General features: G+C 68.9%; 45 protein-coding genes. 9 read left to right on the top strand and 36 right to left on the bottom strand.

What is annotated here, in order from left to right; translation table 11 throughout:
* Positions 1 to 302 precede the first annotated feature (302 nt).
* The 10 genes from C4B68_RS34145 to C4B68_RS34110 are packed head-to-tail and all read right to left on the bottom strand — an operon-like array spanning position 303 to position 3,064.
* Positions 303 to 608 carry a hypothetical protein gene (locus C4B68_RS34145; protein ID WP_099500373.1) on the bottom strand — a complete coding sequence of 102 codons (306 nt, stop codon included), beginning with the start codon at positions 606 to 608 and terminating at the stop codon, positions 303 to 305.
* Positions 605 to 841, bottom strand: a complete 237-nt coding sequence (locus C4B68_RS34140) for a hypothetical protein (protein WP_099500372.1) — start codon at positions 839 to 841, stop codon at positions 605 to 607. The genes C4B68_RS34145 and C4B68_RS34140 overlap by 4 nt, the downstream gene beginning before the upstream one ends.
* A complete protein-coding gene (locus C4B68_RS42215) occupies positions 838 to 996 on the bottom strand; it encodes a hypothetical protein (RefSeq protein WP_167459218.1) in 159 nt (52 codons plus the stop codon). The genes C4B68_RS34140 and C4B68_RS42215 overlap by 4 nt, the downstream gene beginning before the upstream one ends.
* 10 nt (positions 997 to 1,006) lie before the next feature.
* Positions 1,007 to 1,234 (bottom strand): hypothetical protein, encoded by a 228-nt coding sequence (locus C4B68_RS34135; RefSeq protein WP_099500371.1) that lies wholly within the window; start codon positions 1,232 to 1,234, stop codon positions 1,007 to 1,009.
* Positions 1,231 to 1,536 carry a hypothetical protein gene (locus tag C4B68_RS34130; protein WP_099500370.1) on the bottom strand — a complete coding sequence of 102 codons (306 nt, stop codon included), beginning with the start codon at positions 1,534 to 1,536 and terminating at the stop codon, positions 1,231 to 1,233. Before C4B68_RS34130 ends, C4B68_RS34135 begins: the two co-directional genes overlap by 4 nt.
* 2 nt (positions 1,537 to 1,538) lie before the next feature.
* A complete protein-coding gene (locus tag C4B68_RS34125) occupies positions 1,539 to 1,862 on the bottom strand; it encodes a hypothetical protein (protein ID WP_099500369.1) in 324 nt (107 codons plus the stop codon).
* A complete protein-coding gene (locus C4B68_RS34120) occupies positions 1,862 to 2,242 on the bottom strand; it encodes a hypothetical protein (protein WP_099500368.1) in 381 nt (126 codons plus the stop codon). The genes C4B68_RS34125 and C4B68_RS34120 overlap by 1 nt, the downstream gene beginning before the upstream one ends.
* A 42-nt stretch (positions 2,243 to 2,284) precedes the next feature.
* Positions 2,285 to 2,440 carry a hypothetical protein gene (locus C4B68_RS42210; protein ID WP_167459217.1) on the bottom strand — a complete coding sequence of 52 codons (156 nt, stop codon included), beginning with the start codon at positions 2,438 to 2,440 and terminating at the stop codon, positions 2,285 to 2,287.
* Positions 2,441 to 2,455: 15 nt separating this feature from the next.
* A complete protein-coding gene (locus C4B68_RS34115; RefSeq protein WP_099500367.1) occupies positions 2,456 to 2,668 on the bottom strand; it encodes a hypothetical protein in 213 nt (70 codons plus the stop codon).
* Positions 2,669 to 2,686: 18 nt separating this feature from the next.
* Complete coding sequence (locus C4B68_RS34110; protein WP_240634560.1) at positions 2,687 to 3,064, bottom strand: hypothetical protein; 378 nt, start codon at positions 3,062 to 3,064, stop codon at positions 2,687 to 2,689.
* A gap of 55 nt (positions 3,065 to 3,119) precedes the next feature.
* Between C4B68_RS34110 and C4B68_RS34105 the strand changes: the two genes are divergently transcribed.
* Genes C4B68_RS34105 through C4B68_RS34090 form a run of 4 tightly spaced genes read left to right on the top strand, consistent with a single transcriptional unit; the run spans position 3,120 to position 4,312 of the window.
* Complete coding sequence (locus C4B68_RS34105) at positions 3,120 to 3,458, top strand: hypothetical protein (RefSeq protein WP_099500365.1); 339 nt, start codon at positions 3,120 to 3,122, stop codon at positions 3,456 to 3,458.
* A gap of 52 nt (positions 3,459 to 3,510) precedes the next feature.
* Positions 3,511 to 3,729, top strand: a complete 219-nt coding sequence (locus tag C4B68_RS34100) for a hypothetical protein (protein ID WP_099500364.1) — start codon at positions 3,511 to 3,513, stop codon at positions 3,727 to 3,729.
* Positions 3,726 to 4,034, top strand: coding sequence for a hypothetical protein (locus tag C4B68_RS34095; RefSeq protein ID WP_099500363.1), 309 nt, complete (start codon positions 3,726 to 3,728; stop codon positions 4,032 to 4,034). The genes C4B68_RS34100 and C4B68_RS34095 overlap by 4 nt, the downstream gene beginning before the upstream one ends.
* Positions 4,031 to 4,312, top strand: coding sequence for a hypothetical protein (locus tag C4B68_RS34090; protein ID WP_099500362.1), 282 nt, complete (start codon positions 4,031 to 4,033; stop codon positions 4,310 to 4,312). The genes C4B68_RS34095 and C4B68_RS34090 overlap by 4 nt, the downstream gene beginning before the upstream one ends.
* A gap of 57 nt (positions 4,313 to 4,369) precedes the next feature.
* On the opposite strand, the gene C4B68_RS34085 is transcribed toward C4B68_RS34090, so the two are convergent.
* The 16 genes from C4B68_RS34085 to C4B68_RS34025 all read right to left on the bottom strand — a co-directional run bounded on the left by C4B68_RS34085 (position 4,370) and on the right by C4B68_RS34025 (position 13,489).
* Positions 4,370 to 4,672: a hypothetical protein gene (locus C4B68_RS34085; RefSeq protein WP_099500361.1), complete on the bottom strand. Its 303-nt coding sequence runs from the start codon at positions 4,670 to 4,672 to the stop codon at positions 4,370 to 4,372.
* Positions 4,673 to 4,793: 121 nt separating this feature from the next.
* Positions 4,794 to 4,943: a hypothetical protein gene (locus C4B68_RS42205; RefSeq protein ID WP_167459216.1), complete on the bottom strand. Its 150-nt coding sequence runs from the start codon at positions 4,941 to 4,943 to the stop codon at positions 4,794 to 4,796.
* A gap of 15 nt (positions 4,944 to 4,958) precedes the next feature.
* On the bottom strand, positions 4,959 to 5,447 hold the full coding sequence (locus C4B68_RS34080; RefSeq protein ID WP_373682193.1) for a hypothetical protein: 489 nt from the start codon (positions 5,445 to 5,447) through the stop codon (positions 4,959 to 4,961).
* A gap of 13 nt (positions 5,448 to 5,460) precedes the next feature.
* Positions 5,461 to 6,066 carry a zinc finger-like domain-containing protein gene (locus C4B68_RS34075; protein ID WP_099500360.1) on the bottom strand — a complete coding sequence of 202 codons (606 nt, stop codon included), beginning with the start codon at positions 6,064 to 6,066 and terminating at the stop codon, positions 5,461 to 5,463.
* A 188-nt stretch (positions 6,067 to 6,254) separates the two neighbouring features.
* Positions 6,255 to 8,375 (bottom strand): FtsK/SpoIIIE domain-containing protein, encoded by a 2,121-nt coding sequence (locus C4B68_RS34070; RefSeq protein WP_099500359.1) that lies wholly within the window; start codon positions 8,373 to 8,375, stop codon positions 6,255 to 6,257.
* A 9-nt stretch (positions 8,376 to 8,384) separates the two neighbouring features.
* Positions 8,385 to 9,683, bottom strand: coding sequence for an MFS transporter (locus C4B68_RS34065; protein WP_099500358.1), 1,299 nt, complete (start codon positions 9,681 to 9,683; stop codon positions 8,385 to 8,387).
* Between the two features lie 50 nt (positions 9,684 to 9,733).
* A complete protein-coding gene (locus C4B68_RS34060; RefSeq protein WP_099500357.1) occupies positions 9,734 to 9,925 on the bottom strand; it encodes a DUF4236 domain-containing protein in 192 nt (63 codons plus the stop codon).
* A complete protein-coding gene (locus C4B68_RS34055) occupies positions 9,925 to 10,134 on the bottom strand; it encodes a hypothetical protein (protein ID WP_099500356.1) in 210 nt (69 codons plus the stop codon). The genes C4B68_RS34060 and C4B68_RS34055 overlap by 1 nt, the downstream gene beginning before the upstream one ends.
* Positions 10,135 to 10,222: 88 nt before the next feature.
* Positions 10,223 to 10,387 carry a hypothetical protein gene (locus C4B68_RS42200; protein WP_167459215.1) on the bottom strand — a complete coding sequence of 55 codons (165 nt, stop codon included), beginning with the start codon at positions 10,385 to 10,387 and terminating at the stop codon, positions 10,223 to 10,225.
* A 111-nt stretch (positions 10,388 to 10,498) separates the two neighbouring features.
* Complete coding sequence (locus tag C4B68_RS34050; protein WP_099500355.1) at positions 10,499 to 10,717, bottom strand: hypothetical protein; 219 nt, start codon at positions 10,715 to 10,717, stop codon at positions 10,499 to 10,501.
* A 139-nt stretch (positions 10,718 to 10,856) separates the two neighbouring features.
* Positions 10,857 to 11,099: a hypothetical protein gene (locus C4B68_RS34045; RefSeq protein ID WP_099500354.1), complete on the bottom strand. Its 243-nt coding sequence runs from the start codon at positions 11,097 to 11,099 to the stop codon at positions 10,857 to 10,859.
* Between the two features lie 107 nt (positions 11,100 to 11,206).
* Positions 11,207 to 11,365, bottom strand: coding sequence for a hypothetical protein (locus tag C4B68_RS42195; RefSeq protein ID WP_167459214.1), 159 nt, complete (start codon positions 11,363 to 11,365; stop codon positions 11,207 to 11,209).
* Positions 11,365 to 11,661, bottom strand: a complete 297-nt coding sequence (locus tag C4B68_RS34040) for a hypothetical protein (protein ID WP_143674287.1) — start codon at positions 11,659 to 11,661, stop codon at positions 11,365 to 11,367. Before C4B68_RS34040 ends, C4B68_RS42195 begins: the two co-directional genes overlap by 1 nt.
* Positions 11,661 to 12,344, bottom strand: a complete 684-nt coding sequence (locus C4B68_RS34035) for a hypothetical protein (protein ID WP_099500352.1) — start codon at positions 12,342 to 12,344, stop codon at positions 11,661 to 11,663. The genes C4B68_RS34040 and C4B68_RS34035 overlap by 1 nt, the downstream gene beginning before the upstream one ends.
* A 1-nt stretch (position 12,345) precedes the next feature.
* The gene (locus C4B68_RS34030; RefSeq protein ID WP_099500351.1) at positions 12,346 to 12,588 is read right to left on the bottom strand and encodes a helix-turn-helix domain-containing protein; all 243 of its coding nucleotides are present in this window, start codon (positions 12,586 to 12,588) and stop codon (positions 12,346 to 12,348) included.
* Positions 12,589 to 12,733: 145 nt separating this feature from the next.
* A complete protein-coding gene (locus tag C4B68_RS34025) occupies positions 12,734 to 13,489 on the bottom strand; it encodes a GntR family transcriptional regulator (protein WP_240634559.1) in 756 nt (251 codons plus the stop codon).
* Positions 13,490 to 13,681: 192 nt separating this feature from the next.
* On the opposite strand from C4B68_RS34025, the gene C4B68_RS34020 reads away from it, so the two are divergent.
* From C4B68_RS34020 to C4B68_RS34000, 5 genes are all read left to right on the top strand, one after another.
* Positions 13,682 to 14,308, top strand: coding sequence for a GntR family transcriptional regulator (locus C4B68_RS34020; RefSeq protein ID WP_167459213.1), 627 nt, complete (start codon positions 13,682 to 13,684; stop codon positions 14,306 to 14,308).
* A 99-nt stretch (positions 14,309 to 14,407) separates the two neighbouring features.
* Complete coding sequence (locus tag C4B68_RS34015; protein ID WP_373682192.1) at positions 14,408 to 14,881, top strand: DUF6907 domain-containing protein; 474 nt, start codon at positions 14,408 to 14,410, stop codon at positions 14,879 to 14,881.
* 65 nt (positions 14,882 to 14,946) lie between these two features.
* On the top strand, positions 14,947 to 15,336 hold the full coding sequence (locus tag C4B68_RS34010; protein WP_099500349.1) for a hypothetical protein: 390 nt from the start codon (positions 14,947 to 14,949) through the stop codon (positions 15,334 to 15,336).
* A 476-nt stretch (positions 15,337 to 15,812) separates the two neighbouring features.
* The gene (locus C4B68_RS34005) at positions 15,813 to 16,178 is read left to right on the top strand and encodes a helix-turn-helix domain-containing protein (RefSeq protein ID WP_099500348.1); all 366 of its coding nucleotides are present in this window, start codon (positions 15,813 to 15,815) and stop codon (positions 16,176 to 16,178) included.
* A gap of 342 nt (positions 16,179 to 16,520) precedes the next feature.
* Positions 16,521 to 16,841: a hypothetical protein gene (locus C4B68_RS34000; protein ID WP_143674285.1), complete on the top strand. Its 321-nt coding sequence runs from the start codon at positions 16,521 to 16,523 to the stop codon at positions 16,839 to 16,841.
* A 41-nt stretch (positions 16,842 to 16,882) separates the two neighbouring features.
* On the opposite strand, the gene C4B68_RS33995 is transcribed toward C4B68_RS34000, so the two are convergent.
* The 10 genes from C4B68_RS33995 to C4B68_RS33950 all read right to left on the bottom strand — a co-directional run bounded on the left by C4B68_RS33995 (position 16,883) and on the right by C4B68_RS33950 (position 20,531).
* A complete protein-coding gene (locus C4B68_RS33995; RefSeq protein ID WP_099500346.1) occupies positions 16,883 to 17,092 on the bottom strand; it encodes a hypothetical protein in 210 nt (69 codons plus the stop codon).
* Between the two features lie 50 nt (positions 17,093 to 17,142).
* Entirely contained in the window at positions 17,143 to 17,988 is an 846-nt protein-coding gene (locus tag C4B68_RS33990) for a hypothetical protein (RefSeq protein ID WP_099500345.1), read from the bottom strand.
* Complete coding sequence (locus C4B68_RS33985; RefSeq protein WP_099500344.1) at positions 17,985 to 18,248, bottom strand: hypothetical protein; 264 nt, start codon at positions 18,246 to 18,248, stop codon at positions 17,985 to 17,987. Before C4B68_RS33985 ends, C4B68_RS33990 begins: the two co-directional genes overlap by 4 nt.
* Positions 18,245 to 18,571 carry a hypothetical protein gene (locus C4B68_RS33980; RefSeq protein ID WP_099500343.1) on the bottom strand — a complete coding sequence of 109 codons (327 nt, stop codon included), beginning with the start codon at positions 18,569 to 18,571 and terminating at the stop codon, positions 18,245 to 18,247. The genes C4B68_RS33985 and C4B68_RS33980 overlap by 4 nt, the downstream gene beginning before the upstream one ends.
* Entirely contained in the window at positions 18,568 to 18,801 is a 234-nt protein-coding gene (locus tag C4B68_RS42190; protein WP_099500342.1) for a helix-turn-helix domain-containing protein, read from the bottom strand. The genes C4B68_RS33980 and C4B68_RS42190 overlap by 4 nt, the downstream gene beginning before the upstream one ends.
* A complete protein-coding gene (locus C4B68_RS33970; RefSeq protein WP_099500341.1) occupies positions 18,798 to 19,169 on the bottom strand; it encodes a helix-turn-helix domain-containing protein in 372 nt (123 codons plus the stop codon). The genes C4B68_RS42190 and C4B68_RS33970 overlap by 4 nt, the downstream gene beginning before the upstream one ends.
* Positions 19,166 to 19,324, bottom strand: a complete 159-nt coding sequence (locus C4B68_RS42185; protein ID WP_167459212.1) for a hypothetical protein — start codon at positions 19,322 to 19,324, stop codon at positions 19,166 to 19,168. Before C4B68_RS42185 ends, C4B68_RS33970 begins: the two co-directional genes overlap by 4 nt.
* Entirely contained in the window at positions 19,321 to 19,887 is a 567-nt protein-coding gene (locus tag C4B68_RS33960; RefSeq protein WP_099500339.1) for an NUDIX domain-containing protein, read from the bottom strand. The genes C4B68_RS42185 and C4B68_RS33960 overlap by 4 nt, the downstream gene beginning before the upstream one ends.
* A gap of 63 nt (positions 19,888 to 19,950) precedes the next feature.
* A complete protein-coding gene (locus tag C4B68_RS33955) occupies positions 19,951 to 20,202 on the bottom strand; it encodes a hypothetical protein (RefSeq protein WP_240634558.1) in 252 nt (83 codons plus the stop codon).
* A gap of 8 nt (positions 20,203 to 20,210) precedes the next feature.
* On the bottom strand, positions 20,211 to 20,531 hold the full coding sequence (locus C4B68_RS33950) for a MazG-like family protein (RefSeq protein ID WP_099500337.1): 321 nt from the start codon (positions 20,529 to 20,531) through the stop codon (positions 20,211 to 20,213).
* Positions 20,532 to 20,551 lie beyond the last annotated feature (20 nt).

The raw sequence follows: 20,551 nt of genomic DNA, 5'->3' as shown, positions 1-20,551 counted from the left end.
ACACGTCACACTCGCCGCCATGAGTGACGCACCCGCACATAAGCCCGGAGCCGTGGACGCTGGCGTATTCGTCGCGGCTTTCGTCTTGCTTCTCGTCAGCATTGCGCAGGGCTGGACCGTCCTTGCGGCCCTGTCTGGGGTGGTCTTGATCGGGGTGATGGTGACGACTGCCGCACGGCGCCAGTTTGGTGGCGGGCGGCGGCCAAGCGAGTCCAGTCGGCCGTGGCGGCGCGACCCCAGCTAGCGCCGCACGCACGCCGCAGGCCCGCCCCGGGCTGGCGGCGGGCCCTGCACGGTGCGGCTCATCGGCGGGCTGCGGTGGTAACCCATCGCTTCCATGCGGCGAGTCCGCGGGCAGCGGCTTGCTGACGGGTGGGTTCTGGGTCGCGGTTGCCGGAGGGACCCATCGCGGCCAGGAAGTACTTCCACCCGTTGCGGCCCGTGCGGGACGTGCCGCCGTAGGAGGGTGCGACGACGACCAGGACTGTGCCGTCGGCGGCCACGACATGCCAGTTGCGGGTGTCCCGCCAGTCGGGGGCTTTGACCAACTCGGCGCCCTCGATAATCTCTTGGGCGCGGCGGGCGGACATGAGGCGGCGGTCGGTCATGCTGCGGCCTTCGATGAAGCTGCCCGTTGGGCGGCGAGCTGTGCTCGCAGTTCGAGCGAAGGAAGCAGGGCCGCCGAGCCGCACCGAAAAGACGTGCACTGGTACCAGGTACCGCACCAGCGCTGTTCGGGCGTCTCAGGCTGGCGCTGCTCCATCGGGCCGTGCTGGCCGCACTCGGGCGTGGCCTGCGGGTCGTGTTCGTCGGCGTCGGTGCCGAACGGCCAGGTGGTCATGGTTTCCTTTCTGCTCGCCGGGCGAGCATGCGGCCTTTGATTTGCTGCTGGGTGGGCTGCTGCCAGGTGTGGGGGCCGTTGGCGCCGTACTGGATGGCGTGGGGCCGCTGGTCGATGCCGCACCAGCGGCAGCCCATCGGGTTGGTGCCGGTCATGCGGTGTCGGTCATGCGGTGTCGGCTTCGACGGCCCGCACGCAGCCGGGGCATTCGCGGATGGCGCCGTTCGGGTAGCCGCGGGCGAGGTAGCCCTGCTTTCCGCAGGCGGCTTCGAGGAGGTCCCACCAGCGTTCGTCGTCGGGCCGGCGGGTGCGGTGATAAGTGCGGCCGTTGACGAACCGGACCTGCCGGATCGGGAACTCCTCAGCCAGCGACGGGGTGGGCAGGGCGGTCATCGGCGCGTCTTGGGCTGGTTGACTCGGACGATCTCGACGAGCCACTCGGGCCAGTTCCGTTGCGGACCCGTGTAGGACTGATCCATTACGTGGTCGGTCCCTTCGCCGCCCTCGCTCACCCACAAGCCGAAGAGCCGCACCGTGGCGTCGGGGGTTGTCGCCTCGTCGCCGTCGTACCAGTAGGTGACCCGGACCTCGGTCGGGCGAAGTACGCCGGGCCCGTGGCGATTCTCGACATCGGGTGCACCCTGCAGGCGCAGGGAGATGAGGTGCTGCCGCACCTTCGTGGTGATGCTGGCCATGTTCAGTCCTCGTCTCGTTCGAAGTGGTGGCGGTCGTAGCGGGCGGCTTCGTGCGGGCTTTCCTCCCAGGCGGGGAGCTTCGGCGGGAGTGCCCGGTAGCGGACCGGCCGCCCGTTCTCGATGGCTTTCAGCGTGTGGAACACGTCGGAGTGGATTCGGTCCAAGCGGGCGCGGACGCCTTCCCAGCCGTCGATCCAGCTGGCCGCGCACGGCACGGTGAAGAAACTGCCGCTGTCCCGGGCCAACAGTTCGGCAGCCCGAGCCCGGTCGAGTTCGCCTGCGGCGACGGCACGGCCGTAGAACTCGATGTCGTCGATGAGAGGCATCAGTTGCCGTCCGGGTCCACGAGCATGAGGCCGAGGGCTTCGCGGTGCTCGTCGTCGAGGACGAGGGCGGCGGGCCGTCCGTCCTCGGTAAGGCAGCCGACGATCGTGTCGTCATCGGTCTCGCCGGGGTGCATGACGATCCGGTCCCAGTGGACGGTGAGGGGAATCGTGTCGTCGGCAGGGGGTGCCGCTTCGGCCTGGTGGGCGGAGATGAGGCGTTCGGCTCGGGGGATGTCCCAGCCGGGGAGTCCAGCGAGGAGCGCCACGATCGCTTCGCTTGCGGTCCGCCGGGCCTCGCACAGGGTGCACTTGAGGGAGTCGGCCTGCCACGTGTGCCCGAAGGGGTGCTGCGGGCAGATCCAGTTCGCGGTATCGGTCATGGGGTGCTCTTTCGGTTCGGGTCTGGCGGTTGCTGGTGGCGGTCAGGTGCGGCGGGTGTCGCGCTTCCAGGCGTTGCGCTCACTGCGCTTCATCCGGCGGCGGGCGGTCTTCCGCTGCTGGCCGGGCGGCTGGCCGCAGCAGTGGCAGTCGCGTCCACCAGGCCCGTCGGGGCACTGGCGGCCGATCATGCGGGGCATGGGTTCTCCGTTCGATCAGGCGGCGGGGGTGATGGAGCGGGCGCGGACGCAGCACACGACGGTCTTCCCAGCCGCGTCGGCGAGCCGGAACCGCGGAGTGCCGAGGATCGGGTCGTCGCAGCGGAGGCAGCAGCACGGGTGGGCCTGGTAGGTGCCGTGCAGGGTGGTGATGCTGCCGTGGTAGCGGACGGGCGTGCCGGGTACGTGGCGGATCATCGGGTTGAGCATGGGGTTCCTTTCCCGGCGTCAGGCGGCGAGAGCAAGGCGGGCGGCGACGATCTTGAACTCGGCCCGCCTGGGTCGGTAGATGACGGCGATGGCGGCGACCTCGGCCGGGGTGTAGCGGGTGCACTGGCGAGCCAGACCTTTGCGGTAGGCGGTGCCGACGACGCCGGTCACGCCGGCCTTGGCGGCGTTCTTTCGCAGGCTACTGGCGACGGTGCGCGCCTCCTTGGGGGCCAGGCCGGCGGCCAGACAGTGACTCGCGAGCGTGGCCACGCCCTTGCGGGCGATGCGGGCGGCGGCGCGGGTCGCGACGCTGCGGGCCTTCAGCGTGGCGCGGCGGCTGCGGTTCGAGGCGATCAACGGGTCCCCCTGCGGTTCCTGCTGCGACTTACTGCCCACTTTGTTGGCACTTCGATGATGACACGACCACCACCGAGAGTGCAACATAGTTGGCATGACGAATCGCGAAGACAGCGCCAACCGAGTTGGCAGCAACCTGCCTACCGACTTGGCACCCACGCGTGAGACCATCTGGGACATGACGCCCCGCCCCGACCCGCACACCGAAGCCGCCTGGCTACGCAAACTCGACCGAGCAACCGCCACCCACGAGAAGGCCAGGACAAGCCTCGAAGAACTGATCGCCGACGCGCGGTCAGCCGGTGTACCCCTCATGACGATCGCCAAGCACACGCCCTACAGCAGGGAATGGGCGCGGAAGATCGCCGACCGCGTCGACGCTGAACGGGCTTCTGGAGCAACCGAGACGCAGCCGGCCGCCGAGACCGAGTAGCGCTTCCCGCAAACCGCCCCGCCTCCCCCACCACCCCGGGCACACTGCCGATATGGCGATCCGAGTCGGTGTGCAGGCGGACAGTCAGGACGAGTGCGCGGAAGGGCTCGCCCTGCTGGTGGATGCCGGGTTCGTGCCGGTGATGCTGCCGAAGCTCCTCACCGACAACCGGTGGATGGCGCGCGCCGTCCCCGCCCGCACGACGAAGGCCCCGGCCGTGGATGATGGCCGCTCGAAGCGCCCGGCGAGCAGCGAGGAGAAGACCGCATGAGCGATGCCCTCGACATGAGCCGCCCGTCCTGGAAGCTGTACAACAAGCTCCTTGTCCTCGGCGTCTCGGTAGACGAGGCGAGTGACCTGATGAACGGGTACGCCCGCGAGCTCGCCGAGCAGCAGCGGCGCTGCCCCGTCTGCAACGTCGAGTTCGAGCGTTTCCGATACTGGCTGGAAGACCCGGAGGCCAGCGTGTTCGAGAGGGTGGTAGTCACGCGCTACCTTCCCTGCGGCCACGAGGTCAAGTCGGCGCCCCACGCCAGCGCGGGCCCGGTGCGCCCGGGCGAGGAGCCGACCACATGAGCGAGCCCAGCGACCTTCTGCCGCTCTACCTCGACAACGACCACACGCGCGTCCGATTCATCGGCGTCCCCGGCGACGGCCGGACCATGGCATGGTCCACCGGTGAGCCGCCCCTCGGCATCGTGCTCCCCGTCGACACGGGGCCGCCCACGATCGCCGACCTCACCACCCCGCTCCGGCCGCTCCCCAAAGCGCTCTACCGGCCGCGCCTCGACGGTCTCGGTCAGCCCAGCCGCGACGACGACGGCACCCTCGTGTACGAGTACGACGGCCAGTAGCCCGCCGCATGACGAAGGCCCCGCCCGAACTCCGGAGCGGGGCCTGGCTACGCCTGGTCAGCCGATGCTGCCGTTGATCGACCCGTCGTCGTAGTAGTCGAGCATGTCCTGGTCCGACTTCGGCATGTCGTCGAACGCGTGCTTCAAAGCCCAGCCCACCAGGAGAGCGTCGTAGTCATCCTGCTTCACGCCCTCGCAGGCACTGGGTCGATGAGTCTTGGTCGACGACGAGTCCAAAGCCTTCTTGCAGGCCGCAACGGTGTCGTCATACGACTTGGCGTTCAGCCACACGACGGCCCCGGCGATGACGAGTGCGGCGACGGCAGCGGACAGGATGATCAGGACAGTGCGGCGGCTCATGGTTCCCCCCGGAACTCTCGGTGTGGCCGGGATCGTAGCCCCCACCGCTGACAATGCGGGCGGGAACGACGAAGGCCCCTGCTACTCCCAAGTCAGCAGGGACCCTCGCGTCTGCGGTGCGCTACAGCGCGGAGTCGAAGGTGATGGGCTTGACAGGACGCCTGCCGGGGATGTCGCCGACGCGTCCCGCGGCGCGGGCTGTGGCCTGGCTGTTCGGGTTGATGGCCTTCAGGGGCGTGTGCTTGCGGGCGGGCTTCGGGGTGTTGGTCATGGGGTGAGTGTCCTCTCACTGCTGGTTGTTGGTTTTCGCCCACACGCCGCGGGTCGAGGTGTGGGTGTGGCGCTGGTCCTGGTAGACGGTGCCGTTGTAGTGGTGGTGGTGCTCGTCGGGCTGGGATTCCTTGGCTCGCTTGACGAGCCGGCTGAGGGCGAGGACGAGCCCGGCGGGGGCACCGAAGATGATGGCGCACACGGTGGGGTCGGCATGTCCGGACGCCAGCATCACGAGCGAGGCGGCACCGCCGACGAGGACGGTCGCGACTCCCCCGGACAGCATCATCGTGCTGGCGTCGACGGCGCCCTGGCTCATTGGCGGCCGTCCGGGTTGGGGTACGGGCGGGGCGGTGCCGTGGTGCGGAACCGGTGTGTCGTCGCGGAAGCTGGTTGGGGTGCGCATGGCGTCCTCGATCGCGGCGAGGAGCTGCTGCGCTTGGTCGTTGAGGTGGGCCTGCCCGGCCGCGGGGGCGGTGGGCTTCGGCTCGGGCAGGGTGGGCATGGTGGTGGGTCTCCTAGTCGATTTCGCCGGTGCCGGAGCACACGGAGCAGCGGACGCGGGTGGTTTTGTGCAGGCGGTATTCGATGTTGTGGCCGCCCTTCCCGCCGCAGGCAGCGCACGGGTTGATGGGCTCGGGCTTGTAGTCGGGGTCGGGGCTGTGGCCGCCGGCCTGGAGGACCCAAGCGGCACCGATGGCTGCGGCTTGCGCGGCGGCGACCGCGTTGGAGACGGGCCGCTTGACGGCACGGAAGGCTGCGCGCTTCCGACGACGCACAGCGGGCTTGATGATCCGCTTCCAGGCGGCGCCGCCTGCCGTCTTCAGGTCGTCGGCGGTGAGTTCGGGGTGGAGGATCCCTGCGAGGACGGCGCCGCCGATGACGATCGCGAAGGCGTCGTCGTCCTCGGCGCGCTCGCGGCCGGTGCTCGCAGCCTTGATTTCCTTCAGCGTGCCGAGGGTGATGAGGGGCTCTTCCCACCTGTGGCCGTTCCAGCAGTTGCCCCAGACGGGGAACGCGTCGATGAAGCCGCTGCCGTCGAGAGTGAAGGCCTGCGAGGCACAGTCAGGGCACAGGTAGGGGTGCCCGTCGACCGTCATCTGCTGGATCTTCAGGGTGAGCATCGGGCCAGTCCTTCCTGAGTCTTTTGGGGGTGGCGGACCCCTGGCGGAGTCTGGATACCTGCAGGTGGGACCCCTGACAGACCCCTGACTGCGTGTGGCTCGCCGAACTGTTCGAGACCGCGGCTGTCAGGGGTGTGTCAGGGCAGCGACCTGGGGATATCCACTCGCCGCCAGGGGTCTGCCAGGGGTTACTTGCGGCTTTTGCGGGCCTTCGTGACGTCGTCGAGGAGGTAGCCCTGCGAGCGCTTCCCGTCGTCCACCGGCACGCGCTTGACCCGCAGTTCGGCGCCCGTCGCAGCGATCAAGTCCCTGACGAGCTTCCCGACCCGGGCAGTCCAGCCCTCGTCCGTTTCGCCGTCACGGCGCGCATACTCCGGCGACATGTCGACGAGGCTGGTGAACACTTCCAGGTTCGTGACGTTGCCGCGCCCCGTGGACAGGGCCAGATCCTCCAGCCAGGTAAGGAAGTCGAAGTGGACGATGCGCCCCTTGCCTCCCTCGCCGCCGGCCGCGGAGGACACGCCGGTCACCTGCTGCAGGTGCTCCTCGATCGGGTCGCGCCACTGGCCTGGCAGGCGGCTGGCGGCCTTGCGGATCTCGTAACCCTCAGCCGCGACCCGCTTCTTGTCATCGGGCGTGACCAGGTAGGAGCGGCCTTCGATGACGCCGGTCTCGGGGGTGGCCAGCCAGAATCGCCCCGGCTGGTCGATCGGGATCTTGGATGCGTCATATCCCTGCCCGGTCATGCCGTCGCCGAGGATGGTGTTGGACGCGGTGCCGGACTCGGTGTTCATCGCGGCGCGGCCGATGTGGTTCTGGCGGAGTCGGCCGCGGATGACGCTGACCTCGGGAACCTGGGTGACGCTGATGAGAAGGACTCCGAGCGCAGCGCCGACGGCGGCGATCTGCGACAGGTTCTCTGTGATCTCCTCGTCGTAGGGGCTAGTGCCCTTGGGTGTGTAGGTGGCGAGTTCGTCGCAGATGAAGACTTCCCGGCCGCCGAGGAGTTCCATGACCTCGTCGTAGTTGTCGTCGTCGATCTTCTCGTAGCCGTGCTCGTCAAGGAGGTCGGAGCGGCGGTCGAGTTCGGCGACGATCGCGCGGGTGATGATGGCGAGCCGCTCGGGGTTGCGCTTCACGAACGTGGCCAGGGTCGGCGCGTAGGGGTTGTGCTCTGCCGTCCCCTTGCCGTCGAAGATCCGGACGTTGACCCACGGGTCCTTCATGACGCCGATCAGGATGTTCGCCAGGAACATGCCCTTGCCGCGGCGGGTGGCGCCCGCAACGAGGATGCTGGTGTCGCGGATCCGCAGGATGATCGGGTTGCCGCGCTTTCCGAACGAGGCTGGGATGCCGTCGCGGAAGGTGTTGAGCTGCCCCTTGTGGTCGAGGAGCGGGGAGCGGCGGACGACGGCGAACGGGTCGCCGTTGGATACCCACACCGTGAGGCGGGACTCGCTGCTGCCGGGACTGCGGTCGACGTCGAGGTCGATCCAGTCCAGGTGCACGGCGAGAGCGGACGCGATCTTCTTCTGCGTCTCCTTACCGAGCGCCGCAGAGGCGGGGATGCCGGAGGGTAGGTCGACCGCGTAAGCGATGCCGGGCCCATCGGTGTGGGGCAGGCCCACGCCACGGATCTCCGTCGCCCGCTTCTCAGGTACGACGCCGGCCTCGACGAGGACGCGCCGCATGGTCTCCTCCCCGAGGTGCGAGGTACGGGTCGGCGCCTGGATCGGGGCGACGGTCGGCGCGTCGGGTCGGCCGAAGTAGACGCCGGTGAAGATGACCGCGAGGGCGAGCAGCACCTGCATCCACCAGCTGCCCTGCGTGAAGGCGGCCATGGACCCGCCGACGATGATCAGGCCGCTGATGCCGGTGCGGATCCAGTGCCGCTTCTTGTGCGCCTTGAACTCGGCTCGGCGGACCTCCAGGAGGGCGCGGGCCTTCGACTCGTCCGCGGCGCGCGCGGCACCGCGAGGCTGCTCCTTCGCCTGGCGCAGCATCAGCTTGGCGGTGGCGATCTGCTGCCGGTAGTCGTCGTGCCGGGCCTCCCACCAGCGCAGGCACAGGCGCCGGTAGCCGCGCAGCGACCAGCCGAGGTAGTACGGCGAGTGGGTGGCGTGGAAGACAACCGCGTCGACGGTATTGTCCTTCGCGTACATAGCCCACTGCCGCAGCTGTATGCCGGACATCATCCACGCAGGGCGCGGGCGCTTCTCCACAACCCACGACGCGGCGGGGTCGACCTTCTCCGGGGTGTCGGTGACGAGGGCCAGCGGCGTGCGCTCGTCGCTCAGCGGGGTAGCCATGGCGGGGTCTCAGTCCTTCTTCTCGGTGGTCTGCTCGATGCGCGCCTGCTTCTTCGCGAGCGGGCTGTAGGGCTGGGTGTCGCCGGGCCGGCGAACGGGCGGCGTGCCGCCGTTGTTACGGCGTCCGTCGGGGGCGTTCGGGTCGCGCTTCGTGCGGGAACCCATTTGGGAACTGATCAGCGACTGAGGTCCCAAAACGGGCGCGTCGGTGACGGTCCGCATGTGGGCCTGCGCGGCGCGCGACTGCGCTTCGATTTCGGGGCGGATACCGACCGTCTTGCAGCCGGTAACGAGGAACCAGGCCTCGGCCCAGATCTGCTCGGTGACGTACTGCGAACCGCGGGCGGAACGGAGCGCGTCGGCGACCTCCCACACGTCGGGGTGCTTCGCCTGGCGGTCGGCATCCTTGCGCGCCTGCTCCTCCGCCGCGGCCTTCTCGCGGGCCGCCTTCTCCTCCGCGGCCTGTTTCTCCGCGGCCTGCTTCTCGGCCCGTGCGCTCTCGCGCGCCTTCTTCTCCGCGGCGGCCTTCTTCTCCGCCGCGCGGCGCTCACGGAAGGACGGGATCCCGTCGGCTTTCTGGGCGATGCCATGCTCGTAGGCCATCAGGACGATCGGCCCACCGAGGGAGGCGATGGCGCCGATCAGGCCGGCGTTGAAGCCGATCCGCTCGTCGGACAGGCCGCCGTACATGTTGATCCCGGCGGCGATCGCCGCGCCGAGCATGATGCCGACCCGGTAGGGGGCGACATCCCGCCGGTGAGCAACCGCCCACGCGGCGCCGAACGCAAGAACGAGGGCGAGGCCTTCGAGGAGGGCGGGGGCGGCGACGAGGAACGGCCGCTTCGGGTCCCAGAAGTGCATGAACTGCACCGGGGCGGCGATGATCAGGCCGACCGCGTAGATGCCGCGGGCACCCCACTTCCACCAGCGCTCGGAGCGCTGCTGCTCCGCATCCCGCTTCGCCTCCGCGGCCTCCTTCTCGGAGGCAGCCTGCTGCGCCTTGTCCTCCTCGGCCTTCGACTTCGCGGCATCGGCGGCCTTCTTCGCGATGTACGCCTGGTGGTCGGCCTGCTCCTTCTGCAAGCGCATGCGGGCCCGCTCGTTGGCGATGCGGTCCTTCTCCGCCTGCTCGGCGGCCAGGGTTCGCGCGGCGTCAGCCTCACCCTCGGCCTTGACGCGCAGCGCTTCGGCTTCGGCGTCGGCTCGGGTACGGATCGCCTCCGCCTCGGCCAGCGCGCACGGGTCGAACCGCGGCTCGGGCGAGGCCACGGACGTGCCGTTGACCTTCTTCTCGACGGAGGTGGTCACGGTGGATCAGTCCCTTCAGGATTCCGTGGGCGTAGTGGGGTGGGTGGCGGTCAGCGACGGCGGTGGGTGGAGCGGTAGCCGAACCCGCCCGGCAAGTTCTGCGAGACGGTGTCCTGGCCCGTCGAACTCCGCGTATAGCGGGGGCCCTTGCCTCCGCCCAACGTGATCGACCAGGAGCGCCGGTTGATGTTCAACCGGACGCCGGGCAGGATCCGGAAGCTCTTGCGGAACGTGACCGGCATCAGTGCCTCCCGGCGTGCACGTGGGCCGGACGACGGAGGGCCGACACGATCAGGGCGACGACCGCGACGAGCAGCAGCACGGCCGGCTTCGCCAGCACGGTGAACGCGCCCGTCGCAGCCAGCTCGACCGGGATCGCAGCCGCAGGCCACAGACCCACGACCAGCAGATAGGCCGCGAGCAGCGACCAGAGGATGGGGTGACGACGCATGACAGCCTCTCTTCGAACGATGGGATGGGGTGGTGCTGCGCCAGTTCTCCTTGGCGCCTCGGCTGGCCGAGGCACCGCGGACAGCCGGTCAGCTGCGCTTGGTCTGCTCGCCAAACAGGCAGGACTTCGGGTTCGTGGTGTGGCTCTTGTGGACGCGCGTACCGCTGTCCTTCAGGCGCACCGCCGGGTCGTCCTTCGTGGTCTCGTTGCCGCACGCCTGGCAGGGCTTGCCGGTCTCGTTCTTGCCGAACATGCGGTTCTCCTCGGGTTGGGTTGGAAGTCGCTGGTTCCCCGTCCGGGCCCGTGCGAGACGGGCGGATCGGGCAGCCGGTCAGCGGCGGCGCTGCAGGTCGGCTGTAAAGGTTCAGAGCTGGTCGGCCTCAAGGGCGAAAAACAGGAGGCCGAAGTCCGGCCCGTACTTCTCCGTGAGGTTGGCGAGGACGGCCCGGTACGTAGAGGTGTGCGTGTGGACACCCGGGATCGCGTCGACCGGACCGTCGTTGGTCTCGATCCGCCCACGCTCGGTCTGCACGGTGGCAATCCAGTGGTAGGTGACGGGCGCGGTCGTGGTGGCCTCGCTCATGATCTGGTCCTCTCGGTTGGGTGATCGGCGGGTAATGCGCGCCCCGGGCCGGATTCGATCCGGCGCCCTCACGGCTGGATGCCGGGGCTGTGGCCGTGGCGCGGCCGGGGGATGTACCGCGCCACGGCGGACCAGGCGGTCAGGCGGCGGCCGGGTAGTCGAAGCCGTCGAGCTCGTCCACCAGGGCGGGGTCGATGGCGTAGGCGTGATCACGGATCAGCTGCATAAGATCCGAACGCCCATCAGCGCGAGCGGTCGCGAAGTCAGCGAACAAGTCAGCGACCGCATCAGCCTTGACGTCGGCGACAGTCACACCGGCGCGCCGCTTACGGCCCAGCTCGGAGGCGGCCAGGTCGGCATCGGACAGAACAAGCGGAGACATGATTCATCGGCCCTTCCGGGACACAGGAACAGTGGGGTGGTGCGGGGAACTGGGAGCCGCGGGCGGCGGAGGCCGTGGGGGACGTCATCCCCGCCGCCCGCAGCGGCCTAGGAGTCGCCCTCGCGGACGACGAGGAACTGGTCGGAGTCGAGGTCCATGACGACGGTCGACGGAGTTCCCTGCTCAGACAGCCGGGCCGCAGACTCCTCCGCCGGCCAGCTGCCACGCGGATTGCTCGCCGGGAAACGGTCGAGGATCTCGGCCATCAAAACCACCGCCGCTTCGGCTTCGGCGCAGGCGCCTCGGCCGCGTCCGCGGCAGCCCGCAGATCCCGCGCCTTCGCTCGAAGCTGATCGACCCGAGCCCCGTCACGGTCACTGTGCGGGCCGAACTCGGGCAGGACCCTCCCGCGCTGGCCCTCCCTGCGACGAGGGGCAGTCAGACGGCCCGCCTCATCCAGCGCAGCCTGCGCCTCCTGCCGCAACGCATGCGCCCGCGTCGGCACCTGCCCGGCCGCGTACTGCTGCTCCGGCGTCTGCATGTCCTTGAACCTGCGGGCCATCACGCCGCCCCAATCAGGTCGAGGCGGCCAGCGCGCTCCAGCTGGCAGCGGCACATCGCCATCTCGTCCTGCACGGGCAGGCAGCCATCGAAGTCGCCATCCGCGGCGAGCGCCCGGCAGTGGGCGGCAGCGGCGCGATAGCGGGCCACGGCCACGACGGGAACGTCGGTGCGGTAGCCGTGCTCCGGATCGTCCTCGATGTCGGTGACGACCTCGACGGGCCCGACGCCCGGAACGACAACGGTCAGGGTGATCTCGGTGGCCATCCAGGTGGAGCTGCCGTCCGAGGTGCTGCGCTCGACCTCGCGGGTGGTGACCGTGCCACCGACCCGCTCGAAGATCTCGTTCAGCTCGACCTGCGACCACACCGTCAGGCGCGTGGCGATCTCGCCGAGGTGCCGGTTGGGCTTCCAGCCGGCCCGGTAGCCGAGCGCGACACGAACCTTCTCAACCACCGCCGGGTCCGGCGCGACACCCAGGCACTCGCCGGCGTGAGCCTTCGCGTCATCACGGCAGAACGGAAGCGACGCGTAAGCGCGGCCACCGTCATGCCCCGCCGAACAGGTCCAGCGGTACGGGGCGCTGCTGCGGTCCACCGCGGACACCTCAACCACGGCACCGGCCGAGGTGGAGAACGACATCAGCAGGGCAGCGGGGCGGGGAGTCGGGGTTGCGGTACTCATCTCACGCCACCTCCGAGGTGGACTGGACGTGGGTGGTGCGGACGGCCGCGCTGTCGAGGAAGGCGGCGAGCGCCGTCTCGGAGACCCGGAAGCGGGGCCGGCCGTCTCCCTTGGCGATGTCGATCGCCTCGATGCGGCCGGACTTGATCAGTTCACGCACGTGCTGCGGAGTGCCGCCTATGCGGATGGCGACCTCTCCAGTGGTGAGGAAGCCGCCCGTGGGGGCGACGGAGACAGGCGTCACTAGGTGCTCCCCTGCGGTCGACTGGGGTGGACGACTCCATGGAAGCACACCGCTACAGAGCAATCAATAGAGCTATAGAGCAATGAGCGAAATCAAGGCATGCAAAAAGCCCCCACCCGTCAAGGGCAGGGGCTCAACTCGCAGGTCAGGCGGGGAAGTCGTAGACCAGCAGGTAGCGCGAGGCGTCCAGAATCATTCGATTGACCTCAACGACGCGCCCGTCGGCACGCTGCGCGGAGCGACACATCTCCACCACCGGAGTCGCCGCCGCGAGCGCCAGATCCTCCGCCTCAGCAGCGGACGGCATGCGACAGCGCAGCTCCTCGCGGAACTTCACCGGCCCATGACCCGCCTCACGGAGCCGCGCATACGTTCCGCCCGGCCCTGAGTCGACCTGCGTGATCCGCGTGCCACGCGCGAGATCCTCCGGGATGTACGACGTCGACCGCATCACCGCAACGCCGTCCACGAGGTACTTGCGATTGCGCCGATAGACGAGCCGACCTTCTTCGACGTCGAGCAGGTGCGCCACGTCGGCCGGGGCCGGGATGTGCTCGATCTGGACGTCTACGGCCTCAAGGTCGCGATCGTCGATGTCAACGTCCCAGATGGACCGCCCTTCACCCCACTGTGAAGTGCGCAGCCGCTTCAGGGCGTTGCGGACGATCGGCCGCCAGGTGCGCACGTACACACCGGCACCGACCCGGGCTTCGGTGTAGCCCTCGTCGCGCAGGACTGCCAGAGCGCGGCGGGCGGTGCCGACTGCCACCCCTTCGATCTCGGCGATCTTCCGCTCGGGGGGCAGCATGCTGCCGGGCGGGTAGGTTCCGTCGCCGATCTGCCCGCGCAGCTTGTCGGCGATCTCCTGGTACTTAGGCGGTTCGCCGGACTGGCGTGGCACGCGTTCTCCTTCGGGACGGATTCATATACAGCAACGCTACCCGCTACACGTATCTGCTGGTCAATGACCCTTCCGTAGGCGTTCGCGCACAGGGGGTGGATAGAATTGCTCTATAGCGCTACGGTTCTGCGTAGTCGAGCTGTGACAGTGCGCACATTCTGGCTAGAAATATGTCTGCCTCGAAGGGATCCCATGCCCGAAACCCCGGAGCGCACCGCGCTCTACCGGATGTTCGACGAGAGCGACGGCCTGCTCTATGTCGGCATCACCCGAGACCCCGAGACGCGCTGGTCAATGCACGCTTACACGGCGGCCCGCACTTGGTGGCCCCTCGTGGCCCGCAAGACCGTCGACTGGCTGCCGAGCCGGGATGACGCCCTCAAGGCCGAACTCGCGGCCATCCAGACCGAGGCCCCGAAGCACAACGTCGCAGGCGTTCCCTCCCCGCTCGCCCTCACCGCCGGCGCGCTCCAGAAGGTCGACAAGCGCGACCGCACCGCCCGATACGCCCAAGTCGCCGACGAGCTACGCGGGGCCATCGAGCGCAGCGAACTCACAGCTGGCGACCGACTCCCCTCCTTCGCCGAACTGCACCAGTTCTTCGGCGTCACCGTCACCACCGCACAGCGCGCCCTTCGCATCCTCAAGGACGAAGGTCTGATCGAAGGCCGCAAAGGTGAAGGGGTGTTCGTCCGCGCAGCAGGCGACCGCACCGTCCGAGTTCCGGTCGGCCAGCCAGGCGAGGCGGCACGCCTACTCCGCGAGTCGATGAGCGAAGAGGATCTGGCGACGCTCGCGAAGCTGCTCGCCACCCCGTAACACGCGAACGGCCGAGCGGTTGCACCCGCCCGGCCAGTTCATCCAGCGGATGCCACTCCGCTGTCACAACCTATCCCGCTTCCAGAAGGAAGGTCTCCGATGACTTTAGCAACCCCTGAGTCTGCCGTCGCCTCCGTGCCTGCCCCGTCTGCGCCGGCTCCTCGCACGTGGTCGTTCGTCGACCGCCACACCGGCCGGCCCGTGACGTACTCGTGCATGGAGGGCTGCACGATGAACCACGACCGCGAGGTCGGCGCCACGGTGTTCCCTGAGGATGTGTGGTGTTGGTTCTGGTCGGATCCGTTGACGCTGCCGGTGAATGAGCACGGCACGCCGGAGGAGTTCAAGGTTCTCGACACGGTGGTCAAGGTCGAGCCATGGTCCCCGAAGATCGCCGAACGCATCCCCTTCGCCGTCATCGAGCTCGTCGACGACATGTTCATCGACGGCCTGGACCCGGACGGTTTGGCCACCGTGATCCGCACGCTGTCTGACCGGCTGGAGCAGATGCGGGAGACGCACGCGCGTCTGGTCGCGGTCCGTTCCGAGTACATGGGACGGATGCGGTCCTAACCCTGTTTGGGGCTCGGCCGGCTACTAGGCTGGCCGAGCCCCGCCACGAAAGGAATTGATCACATATGCGTCCTTTGGAATATCGAGATTTCCTGGTCGACGTCCTCAAGAACACCCCTGGCGTGCAGCGTGTGGAGGTGCTGGAAGACGGCCCGTATCCGTTCGCTCTGGCCGTGTCGGTGGGCGGCCGCGAGTTGCACTGGCAGGTGATCGGGCAGCTCGCCGAGGGCGCCAAGCACGACTCGCCGACCGCAGCTGTGCAGGGCGGCCCGCCTGCGTTCGTTGAGGCGCCTGTTGGTGGCGCGCCGGATGCGTGGCTGGCTGGGGTGATCGGTGCGGCTGAGCCGGTGGACACGGAGAGCATCGAGGTGTGGTCGGTTCGCGAGGGCAAGAACGATCCCGGGCTGACCGTGTTCTTTCACAACGGTGAGCGGGCTTTCGTTCGCCTGGTCTGAGAATTCCCCGCGGCTCGCATGGCTGGTACGCGGCGGAATGCACCACGCAACAGCACCATCCCGTCGAGTAAGGGAGTACTGCATTGTGTGATCACGCGAACGGTCAGCGTTTCGATCCTGGCCAATGCGGGGCGTGTTGTCCCGTGTGCGGGGCGTATGGGAGTGCGAAGCCGGGTGAGCCTACGGCACCGCATCAGCAGGTCGGGCAGCGCGAGATGTGCCCAGGTAGCGGGCAGCCCGCTCAGTAATTGATGGTCAATCCCGGCGCGGATTAGGCCACTTGAGGCGCAGGCGCCACGTAGAATTGCAGCAAAAAGAAGCGGCCGGACGGGGCTCATTCCGTCCGGCCGCTTTCGCTTTGAGCGGGGCACCACCCCCGCTTCCTCCAAACCAGCTGTCCGACCACGTCCAGGAAGTCGAGCAACACCTATGACAATACCGATCCGTGCCGTCCCCTGCCAGACGGGGGTGGCCCGTTGAGGACGCACCGCTCGCGCCCGAAGTCCGGCTGGACTCCCGTCAGCAACAGGGACGTTGCCCAGAACTACACGCTGAGCCTCAAGGCCAAGGGCATGCTCCTGACGCTGCTCTCCCACCCGGACGGCGGCGGCATGACCATCGAGCGCCTCGCCTACCTCCATAAGGCGGCCGGCGGCAAGGGCGAGGGTGAGCACGCCATCCGCGAGGGGCTGAAGGAGCTCCGGGCCGCTGGACTGGTGGCGCAGACGAAGGAGCGGAAGGACGGACGATGGCGGACGACGACTGCCGTGAGTGACACGCCGGAGGGGTTGTTGTCGCTGCTCAAGCAGCTTGCCCCGGGGTCTGATTTTCAGGGGGCCTGAATTTCAGGATGCCGGAAGAACAGGAGTCCTGAAATTGCCACCTCTTTCTAAAGACGGTCACTGAAAGATGGCTGGCTAGAAGATCTACATCCCTCGAAGAGGGCGAGCCTCCTGGCTTGCTCGCCGCTGCTCGCGCGCGAGGCTGCGCAGGTCGATCAAACGAAGGCGTGCAAGCTGGCCAGCGACTACCGACCGTGACTGCAACGGGCGCTCCATCGTGACTGCTGGGGCCCTTGCTGCTGCCCGCCTGTGGCCCCGCTCACAGACTCGCCGGTACTCCTTGCCTCCCGCCGCCCGGCTGCGCAATCTGCGGTCAGTGCCAGGCGGATATCGGGGGTTGGGATGCAGTGTCCGAGTTCGAAGTGCGGGTCGACGAACGTGGAGAACCTCGCCCACTACTGGAAGTCGCTGCCCGCGGAGTCGCCGTTGCGGCTGCGGTATGCGCCGCCGGATGAGGTCGATGCCCGGTATTGGGTCGCCCTGCTGGCGGTGGCGGCCGGGATTGCGTTCATGACGTCGGGCGGCATCCTGCTCGGCCTGCTGGTCGCGGTGGGCGGGCTGGTGTACGGGGCGGTGATGCACGCTGGGGTGGAGCGGTATCAGGCGGCGCTGGCGGACTGGCAGCGCGCACAGATCTGCCTGGCCTGCACGGGTCGGTTCTAGGCGGCGCAACGCCCCCAGCCAGACAGCTGCTGGGGGCGTTGTCAAGACCGCGGGGGCTCCTCGTCGGCCGCAGCGTCGGTAAGCAGCTGATCAACCAGTGCGTGGGCTCGCACGGGGTCTGGTGCGAGGTCAGCGAGTTGCCGCATTCCGTCCTCGTTGACAGCCAGCTGGCTGGCCCCGGACGGGTCGGTGACGATCTCGGTTTTGATGTTGTGTGCGGCGCAGAAAGCCTTGATGTCGGCGTCGTTCATGCGGCATTCCTGCCCCGTCGGCCGTCGGCTAGCCGCCCCGATCGGGTGGTTCAGGTGGGCGTCTGGTTGGCGGCCTCGGTGACGGTGGGCCCGTCGTCGTGGGCGGGCTTGAGGACGCTGCGCCACTGTTCAACCCGTGTGCAGGGGATGCCGTCGGTGCGGACGCACGAGTCGCCGGGGTGTTCGGGGATGCGGAATTCGTCGAGGACCTCGGCGAGGGTGGCGGCGAGCCGGTCGCGGTGCTGCTCAGCTTCCTCGGCGCGGTGGGCGTAGGAGCCGGCGCCCTCGGCCGCGAGGTATGCGAGCCGCGCGTCGTGGCCCTCATGCAGGGTGACTGCCCAGGCTTCCGCGATCCGAATACCCGCGGCGATGCCCTCGTTGGCCCAGCGGGCTTCGTCGATGGTGCAGCGGGGCGCGTTGCGGAGAGCGCGGGCGCGCTCTTCCTGGAGGCGGGCGAGGAGTTGGCGGTAGGGGTCGCGGCCGCCTGCGCCCGCCTGGGCCCCGTTCCCGCCGTCCGCCGCCTCGGCGCCCACATCCGGCCGCTCCGGGCCGCTGTGGGGCGCGTGGGGGCCGTCCTGCGGGTAGTCGCAGATGTCGGCGAACGCGGCAGTGCACGTGATGACGTGGCCGGTGGTCGCCTCATAGTCGTCGATGGCACGAGACGCCTCGGGCTCCTCCCGCGGCTTGTCGTAGGCGCTGAGCGTCTCCCGTGCCGCCTTCCCGTCGCGCCCTTCCTCCCAGCCCCACCGGTACAACGCGGTGGCCTGCTCGCCGAGGTCAGCCCAGTCGGGGGTGCGGCAGAAGATGCAAGCGCGGACGGTGATCGGTCGGCCGCCGAGGATGCGGGTCTCGTAGTGGTGCTCGCAGATGTCGTCTGCGGCCATCGGCTCGGTCACGGGGTCTCCTTGGTGGGCGTGGCCTTGTCGATCCGGTCGAGGGTCTCGGGGAGTCGTTCGTCGAAGTCGGCGATCACGCAGCCGGTGCCGCCGATCAGCTTGCGGGCCATGAAGTTCTTCGCGAATCGCCAGCGGATGGCGCCTACGCGGTTGCCCCTCGCGGCGGTCTCGCGTTCGGCGTTGGCGAGCCAGTCCACGTGCCGCTGGATCTTGGCGCGCGCCCAGGCGAGGGCTTCGGGGTCGCGGTCGAAGTCGGTCATCCCTGCTCCCCCGGCTGGCCAGCAGCGGCGTGGGCAACGGCGGGCGCGCTACTGCCGGGATAGCCGCAGCGTTTCTCCTCGAAGTCCCAGGTCGAGCCGGGCATGGCGCAATCGACGCCGACGGGATGCCGGTCGACGTAGGCGAACTGCTTGGCGTAGATCATGTGTTCGTCGCAGGCCAGGCCGTTCTCGAGGTCGGCGTCCCAGGCGATGTGCCAGGTGGCGGGCTGCATGCAGGTGTTGGCGTCGGTGTCGCCGGGTGAGTAGCCGCAGGGCTGGCGGCTGGTGTCCATGATCCGGCCGATGGGTGGAGTGATGTTCACTGCTGCTCCTTGGGTTTAATCACGTAGTTGAGCCCGTCGTCGAGGTCGAGCCAGACGAGCAGGGAGACGAGGGCGTCGGCGTCGGGCCGGTGGCCGTCGGCGAGGCGGGAGAACGTGGACGGGGACACGTCGACCAGTGCGGCCAAGTCCCGCCAGGTGAGGCCCTGTTGCCGCCGCCTCACGTCGAGGTGGCGGTACAGCTCGGGGACGTCGAGGAGGTAGGTGCTCACGCTGCCGCCTCCCCTTGCGGCGCTGTACGCCTCCCTGCGGCCCCGGGAGCGCCTCGGACGTCCCGAGCGCCGCCGGACGCCTCCGGGGCGCCCTGAGGTCGCCCTGTGCCCGCTCGTTGGGTCTCGGCGCCTCGTGGGCTCGATGCGGCTGCGATCCGGGCGAGTTCAGCAAGGCTGATGTCGCCCCGGTGGATGGCGATCGCTACTGCGTTCGCCCGGTCCCGGGCCCCCAACTGCTGGTAGATCGCCGTGAGATGGGTCTGAACGGTCGTCGGGTGGACGTCGAGGATCCGGGCGATCATCACGTTCGTGTTGCCGAACGCGGCCAGGGTGAGGACCTGGCGCTGGCGAAAAGTCAGAGCGGTCACAGATACTCCTCAGTCGCGATCTCCACCGTCTCGATCCCGGCGATCTCCCCGTCGCTGATCTGTCCGACAAGGTCGGGGTACGGGACGGGTGTGGCGGCCAGCCATGACAGGACGCCGTCGCTGCACGGCTCCAGGCGCATGTGCACGTCGGTCACGACCGGGCCTCCCCGGTCCACGACACCGGACCGCGGACAGCATTGGCGGCCAACTTCCGGACCGCCAACGCCAGATCATCGAAGAAGCCCTTGACGAAAACACGCCCCGCCTTGGCATCCCCCACGAGTTGGGTGAGCGGCTCGTAGCCGAGATGCTCGGCCCCCGCCTCGCCAGCCAGGTCGCCTGCCGCTGCCCTGGTCACCCCGGCATACAGGTGCCGGTAGCGGCCGTAGTCGTTGACCCCAGCGCACACCGGCAGCAGCACATCCAGTGCCACGCCGGCCTCCTCGCGGGCCTCCCTCCGGGCCGCAACGTCAGCGGGTTCGCCGGACTGGATGGCGCCGCATACGTGGTCGACGGCGCCGGGTGCGGCATCAGAGGCGGAACTCCGTTGATGGACGAGCAGGTCGCCGGTGATGCTGGACATGACGACCACGAGGGCGATCGGCAGGTACAGGCCCGGATGGTCATCGGCGGTATCGCGGGGGATCCGCTGGAGTGTCGGGCGGCCTTCGCGGTCCACAAGATCCACAAGCTCGCAGGGGTCGGCGGTATCGGTCATCGGTGGTTCCTCACGTTCGGTGCGGGGTGCCGCCCCCGCGGCACAGGGGCGGCAGGGGCGGGGTCAGGCTCGGGTGATGTGCAGTCGGCGTCGTCCGCCGCCGGGCATCTGGTCGGGGATCACGCAGTAGCCAGCGGCCTGGAGTTCGAGCCGGTACCGCTCGAGGCCGTCCTCCTCGCCGTGACCGTCGTGGAAGACGTTCACGCGCCGCCGCCCGTCCTGGGCGGCACGCCAGCCGGGGATCCAGTCGCCGTCGGCGAACTCGGATTGCGGGTAGGCCTCGAGGACGCGGGCCACCTCACGAGTGTTGATCATGCGGGGCATCAGGCGTCCACCCCCGAGCGGGCGGCGATCTTCGCCAGCTTCACGTTCAGGTGCCCCGCCGGATCATCGATCACCGAGGCGAGAGCGACGGCCGCGGTGACGATCACGTCGCACAGCTCATCGGCAACGTCCGCCCGATCATGCGTGACGCCCTTGCGCGGGTTCTGGCCGGTCACGCCGATCCAGGCCTGGCCAGCCTCGCCAACCTCCTCGGTCAGCTTCAGGATGCGCAGGGTGATCTCCTGCTGGCTGCGCCCGTTCTCCGAGTCGAGCCAGGCGACGAGGCCGCGGATCGTGGCCCACTGGTCGGTGCTGAGCATGAGACTCCTCCAGGGTTCGT

The organism is Streptomyces dengpaensis (assembly GCF_002946835.1).
Classification (GTDB): domain Bacteria; phylum Actinomycetota; class Actinomycetes; order Streptomycetales; family Streptomycetaceae; genus Streptomyces; species Streptomyces dengpaensis.
Note: the sequence above shows the minus strand (reverse complement) of the source record. Positions and strands in the feature narration are given on the sequence as shown.

What these genes read in the sequence shown, in the direction of transcription:
- C4B68_RS34145 (WP_099500373.1), bottom strand. Translation starts at nt 608, where the DNA reads ATGACCGACCGCCGCCTCATGTCCGCCCGCCGCGCCCAAGAGATTATC.
- C4B68_RS34140 (WP_099500372.1), bottom strand. Translation starts at nt 841, where the DNA reads ATGACCACCTGGCCGTTCGGCACCGACGCCGACGAACACGACCCGCAG.
- C4B68_RS42215 (WP_167459218.1), bottom strand. Translation starts at nt 996, where the DNA reads ATGACCGGCACCAACCCGATGGGCTGCCGCTGGTGCGGCATCGACCAG.
- C4B68_RS34135 (WP_099500371.1), bottom strand. Translation starts at nt 1,234, where the DNA reads ATGACCGCCCTGCCCACCCCGTCGCTGGCTGAGGAGTTCCCGATCCGG.
- C4B68_RS34130 (WP_099500370.1), bottom strand. Translation starts at nt 1,536, where the DNA reads ATGGCCAGCATCACCACGAAGGTGCGGCAGCACCTCATCTCCCTGCGC.
- C4B68_RS34125 (WP_099500369.1), bottom strand. Translation starts at nt 1,862, where the DNA reads ATGCCTCTCATCGACGACATCGAGTTCTACGGCCGTGCCGTCGCCGCA.
- C4B68_RS34120 (WP_099500368.1), bottom strand. Translation starts at nt 2,242, where the DNA reads ATGACCGATACCGCGAACTGGATCTGCCCGCAGCACCCCTTCGGGCAC.
- C4B68_RS42210 (WP_167459217.1), bottom strand. Translation starts at nt 2,440, where the DNA reads ATGCCCCGCATGATCGGCCGCCAGTGCCCCGACGGGCCTGGTGGACGC.
- C4B68_RS34115 (WP_099500367.1), bottom strand. Translation starts at nt 2,668, where the DNA reads ATGCTCAACCCGATGATCCGCCACGTACCCGGCACGCCCGTCCGCTAC.
- C4B68_RS34105 (WP_099500365.1), top strand. Translation starts at nt 3,120, where the DNA reads ATGACGAATCGCGAAGACAGCGCCAACCGAGTTGGCAGCAACCTGCCT.
- C4B68_RS34100 (WP_099500364.1), top strand. Translation starts at nt 3,511, where the DNA reads ATGGCGATCCGAGTCGGTGTGCAGGCGGACAGTCAGGACGAGTGCGCG.
- C4B68_RS34095 (WP_099500363.1), top strand. Translation starts at nt 3,726, where the DNA reads ATGAGCGATGCCCTCGACATGAGCCGCCCGTCCTGGAAGCTGTACAAC.
- C4B68_RS34090 (WP_099500362.1), top strand. Translation starts at nt 4,031, where the DNA reads ATGAGCGAGCCCAGCGACCTTCTGCCGCTCTACCTCGACAACGACCAC.
- C4B68_RS34085 (WP_099500361.1), bottom strand. Translation starts at nt 4,672, where the DNA reads ATGAGCCGCCGCACTGTCCTGATCATCCTGTCCGCTGCCGTCGCCGCA.
- C4B68_RS42205 (WP_167459216.1), bottom strand. Translation starts at nt 4,943, where the DNA reads ATGACCAACACCCCGAAGCCCGCCCGCAAGCACACGCCCCTGAAGGCC.
- C4B68_RS34080 (WP_373682193.1), bottom strand. Translation starts at nt 5,447, where the DNA reads ATGCCCACCCTGCCCGAGCCGAAGCCCACCGCCCCCGCGGCCGGGCAG.
- C4B68_RS34075 (WP_099500360.1), bottom strand. Translation starts at nt 6,066, where the DNA reads ATGCTCACCCTGAAGATCCAGCAGATGACGGTCGACGGGCACCCCTAC.
- C4B68_RS34070 (WP_099500359.1), bottom strand. Translation starts at nt 8,375, where the DNA reads ATGGCTACCCCGCTGAGCGACGAGCGCACGCCGCTGGCCCTCGTCACC.
- C4B68_RS34060 (WP_099500357.1), bottom strand. Translation starts at nt 9,925, where the DNA reads ATGCCGGTCACGTTCCGCAAGAGCTTCCGGATCCTGCCCGGCGTCCGG.
- C4B68_RS34055 (WP_099500356.1), bottom strand. Translation starts at nt 10,134, where the DNA reads ATGCGTCGTCACCCCATCCTCTGGTCGCTGCTCGCGGCCTATCTGCTG.
- C4B68_RS42200 (WP_167459215.1), bottom strand. Translation starts at nt 10,387, where the DNA reads ATGTTCGGCAAGAACGAGACCGGCAAGCCCTGCCAGGCGTGCGGCAAC.
- C4B68_RS34050 (WP_099500355.1), bottom strand. Translation starts at nt 10,717, where the DNA reads ATGAGCGAGGCCACCACGACCGCGCCCGTCACCTACCACTGGATTGCC.
- C4B68_RS34045 (WP_099500354.1), bottom strand. Translation starts at nt 11,099, where the DNA reads ATGTCTCCGCTTGTTCTGTCCGATGCCGACCTGGCCGCCTCCGAGCTG.
- C4B68_RS42195 (WP_167459214.1), bottom strand. Translation starts at nt 11,365, where the DNA reads ATGGCCGAGATCCTCGACCGTTTCCCGGCGAGCAATCCGCGTGGCAGC.
- C4B68_RS34040 (WP_143674287.1), bottom strand. Translation starts at nt 11,661, where the DNA reads ATGGCCCGCAGGTTCAAGGACATGCAGACGCCGGAGCAGCAGTACGCG.
- C4B68_RS34035 (WP_099500352.1), bottom strand. Translation starts at nt 12,344, where the DNA reads ATGAGTACCGCAACCCCGACTCCCCGCCCCGCTGCCCTGCTGATGTCG.
- C4B68_RS34020 (WP_167459213.1), top strand. Translation starts at nt 13,682, where the DNA reads ATGCCCGAAACCCCGGAGCGCACCGCGCTCTACCGGATGTTCGACGAG.
- C4B68_RS34015 (WP_373682192.1), top strand. Translation starts at nt 14,408, where the DNA reads ATGACTTTAGCAACCCCTGAGTCTGCCGTCGCCTCCGTGCCTGCCCCG.
- C4B68_RS34010 (WP_099500349.1), top strand. Translation starts at nt 14,947, where the DNA reads ATGCGTCCTTTGGAATATCGAGATTTCCTGGTCGACGTCCTCAAGAAC.
- C4B68_RS34000 (WP_143674285.1), top strand. Translation starts at nt 16,521, where the DNA reads ATGCAGTGTCCGAGTTCGAAGTGCGGGTCGACGAACGTGGAGAACCTC.
- C4B68_RS33995 (WP_099500346.1), bottom strand. Translation starts at nt 17,092, where the DNA reads ATGAACGACGCCGACATCAAGGCTTTCTGCGCCGCACACAACATCAAA.
- C4B68_RS33985 (WP_099500344.1), bottom strand. Translation starts at nt 18,248, where the DNA reads ATGACCGACTTCGACCGCGACCCCGAAGCCCTCGCCTGGGCGCGCGCC.
- C4B68_RS33960 (WP_099500339.1), bottom strand. Translation starts at nt 19,887, where the DNA reads ATGACCGATACCGCCGACCCCTGCGAGCTTGTGGATCTTGTGGACCGC.
- C4B68_RS33955 (WP_240634558.1), bottom strand. Translation starts at nt 20,202, where the DNA reads ATGATCAACACTCGTGAGGTGGCCCGCGTCCTCGAGGCCTACCCGCAA.
- C4B68_RS33950 (WP_099500337.1), bottom strand. Translation starts at nt 20,531, where the DNA reads ATGCTCAGCACCGACCAGTGGGCCACGATCCGCGGCCTCGTCGCCTGG.